Origin of the sequence: Bacteroides sp. An19 (genome assembly GCF_002160215.1) — a bacterium.
GTDB lineage: Bacteria > Bacteroidota > Bacteroidia > Bacteroidales > Bacteroidaceae > Phocaeicola > Phocaeicola intestinalis.
Genome location: NZ_NFKD01000123.1, coordinates 1 through 3,156, shown reverse-complemented (window position 1 = coordinate 3,156; position 3,156 = coordinate 1). Strand labels below are relative to the sequence as shown.

Here is a 3,156-nt window from a genome sequence, read left to right as displayed (position 1 = left end):
GGAGGTGCTGCATGGTTGTCGTCAGCTCGTGCCGTGAGGTGTCGGCTTAAGTGCCATAACGAGCGCAACCCCTTCCGGCAGTTGCCATCAGGTGATGCTGGGTACTCTGCCGGTACTGCCATCGTAAGATGCGAGGAAGGTGGGGATGACGTCAAATCAGCACGGCCCTTACGTCCGGGGCTACACACGTGTTACAATGGGGGGTACAGAGGGCTGCCAGCCGGCGACGGCGCGCGAATCCCGAAATCCCCTCCCAGTTCGGACTGGAGCCTGCAACCCGGCTCCACGAAGCTGGATTCGCTAGTAATCGCGCATCAGCCATGGCGCGGTGAATACGTTCCCGGGCCTTGTACACACCGCCCGTCAAGCCATGAAAGCCGGGGGTACCTGAAGTGCGTAACCGCAAGGGGCGCCCTAGGGTAAAACCGGTGATTGGGGCTAAGTCGTAACAAGGTAGCCGTACCGGAAGGTGCGGCTGGAACACCTCCTTTCTGGAGCGTCCGGTCTCATGTTTTTTGCGTGGTTCCTTTCAGTTCCGTTTCCTGTACCTGACATATCCGACTCTTTGGGCGTTGAATCGCACAGGGCTTGAAGATGCCAGTCCTATAGCTCAGTTGGTCAGAGCGCCACACTGATAATGTGGAGGTCGGCAGTTCAACTCTGCCTGGGACTACGGTCTTGGGGGATTAGCTCAGCTGGCTAGAGCACCTGCTTTGCAAGCAGGGGGTCAACGGTTCGAATCCGTTATTCTCCACACGAAGGAGATCTGTGACATGATGTGACAAGCAACCAATGAAACAAAGCATAAGCCTCCCGCAGCGTAGTGCCGCGGGGGTGCGCGAAAGTAGAAAAGGGCGCATGGTGGATGCCTAGGCTCCCGGAGGCGATGAAGGACGTGACAAGCTGCGAAAATCCGCGGGGAGGCGCAAGTGGCCTTTGATCCGCGGGTGTCCGAATGGGACAACCCGTCACCTTGAAGGGGTGACATCCGCCAGTGGCGGAGGCCAACGCGGGGAACTGAAACATCTTAGTACCCGCAGGAAAAGAAAATAACAATGATTCCCCCAGTAGTGGCGAGCGACCGGGGAGGAGCCCAAACCGTCCGTGTTACGGCACGGGCGGGGTTGTAGGACCGCGCCGTTGGTCCATGCCCGCGAGTGGAACCCTCTGGAAAGTGGGGCCGTAGGGCATGACAGCTGCGTACACGCAGCGGGTATGGGCCATAGCGGTATCCTGAGTAGCGCGGGACACGAGGAATCCAGCGTGAATCAGCCGGGACCATCCGGCAAGGCTAAATACTCCCGGGAGACCGATAGTGTACCAGTACCGTGAGGGAAAGGTGAAAAGAACTCCGGACAGGAGAGTGAAAGAGCCCCTGAAACCATGCGCCTACAAGCGGTCGGAGCACGCAAGTGTGACGGCGTGCCTTTTGCATAATGAACCTACGAGTTGCCGTGTCCGGCGAGGTTAAGCGGCATGATCCGCGCAGCCGGAGCGAAAGCGAGTCTGAATAGGGCGCGCAGTCGGATGCGGCAGACGCGAAACCGAGTGATCTACCCTTGTCCAGGATGAAGTCCGGGTAACACCGGATGGAGGTCCGCACCAATAAGCGTTGAAAAGCTTCTGGATGAGGTGAGGGTAGGAGTGAAAGGCCAATCAAACTCGGAGATAGCTCGTACTCCCCGAAATGCATTTAGGTGCAGCCTCGTCGTATGATCCGGCATGAGGTAGAGCGACTGATAGGATGCGAGGGCTTCACCGCCTGTCAAGTCCTGACAAACTCCGAATGCTTGCCGGAATTAGGCGGGAGTGAGGGCGCGGGTGCTAAGGTCCGCGCCCGAGAGGAGAAGAATCCTGACCGCCGTCTAAGGCCCCGAAATGGCGCCTGAGTTATTCTAACGAGGTCGGTTCCCCGAGACAGCTAGGATGTTGGCTTGGAAGCAGCCATTCATTTAAAGAGTGCGTAACAGCTCACTAGTCGAGGTAGCCGGCATGGATAATAATCGGGTATAAGGCGCCTGCCGAAGACGCGGGATACGAACAGTATCGGTAGGGGAGCATTCCATTTGGCGCGGAAGGCGGCCCGCGAGGTCCGCTGGAGCATATGGAAAAGCAAATGTAGGTATAAGTAACGATAAAGGGGGCGTGAAACCCCCTCGCCGAAAGACCAAGGTTTCCTGATCAACGCTAATCGGATCAGGGTAAGTCGGGCCCTAAGGCTCAGCCGCCAGGCGAGGCCGATGGCAGAACCGGTTAATATTCCGGTACTGCCGCCCGGTGTGACGCGGTGACGCGGATGTGACACTGCCGCCGGCTGACGGAACAGCCGGTTGAAGGGTGTAGGAGCAGACTGCCGCCGGCAAATCCACGGCAGGATCCGAACCTGAAAGTATGCCGCGCCCTTTCAGGGCAAGGCAACAGCGCAGGTAACCATGCCGCCAAGAAAACCCGCTAAACATCAGCCGGGTGGCACCCGTACCGTAAACGGACACACGTGGTCGGGTTGAATATACTGAGGCGCTTGGGTGAATCACGGTTAAGGAACTAGGCAAACTGACCCTGTAACTTCGGGATAAAGGGTCCCTCCTCGCAAGAGAGGGCGCAGCGAATCGGTCCAGGCAACTGTTTACCAAAAACACAGGGCTGTGCCAATACGAAAGTAGACGTATACAGCCTGACACCTGCCCGGTGCCGGAAGGTTAAGAGGAGATGTCACCGCAAGGGAAGCATTGAATTGAAGCCCCGGTAAACGGCGGCCGTAACTATAACGGTCCTAAGGTAGCGAAATTCCTTGTCGGGTAAGTTCCGACCTGCACGAATGGTGTAATGATCTGGACGCTGTCTCAACCGTGAGCCCAGTGAAATTGTAGTATCGGTGAAGATGCCGATTACCCGCGATGGGACGAAAAGACCCCGTGAACCTTTACTGCATCTTAGCATTGGATCCGGGCACGCGATGTGTAGGATAGGCCGGAGGCTATGAATCCGGGACGCCAGTCCCGGTGGAGCCGCCGTTGAAATACGGCCCTTCGTTTGTCTGGATTCTAACCCGCAGTGCGGGGACATTGCTTGGCGGGCAGTTTGACTGGGGTGGTCGCCTCCAAAAGCGTAACGGAGGCTCCTAAAGGTGCCCTCAGGACGATCGGTAACCGTCCT

The 3,156-nt window shown here is 57.5% G+C and carries 2 tRNA genes and 2 rRNA genes; all 4 read left to right on the top strand.

What is annotated here, in order from left to right:
• Positions 1–491, top strand: a 16S ribosomal RNA gene (locus B5F25_RS20710); the annotation flags it as partial.
• A 108-nt stretch (positions 492–599) separates the two neighbouring features.
• Positions 600–673: transfer RNA gene (locus tag B5F25_RS20705), tRNA-Ile, on the top strand.
• Positions 674–680: 7 nt separating this feature from the next.
• Positions 681–754 (top strand) — tRNA-Ala (locus B5F25_RS20700).
• 84 nt (positions 755–838) lie between these two features.
• Positions 839–3,156: ribosomal RNA gene (locus B5F25_RS20695) — 23S ribosomal RNA — on the top strand; the annotation flags it as partial.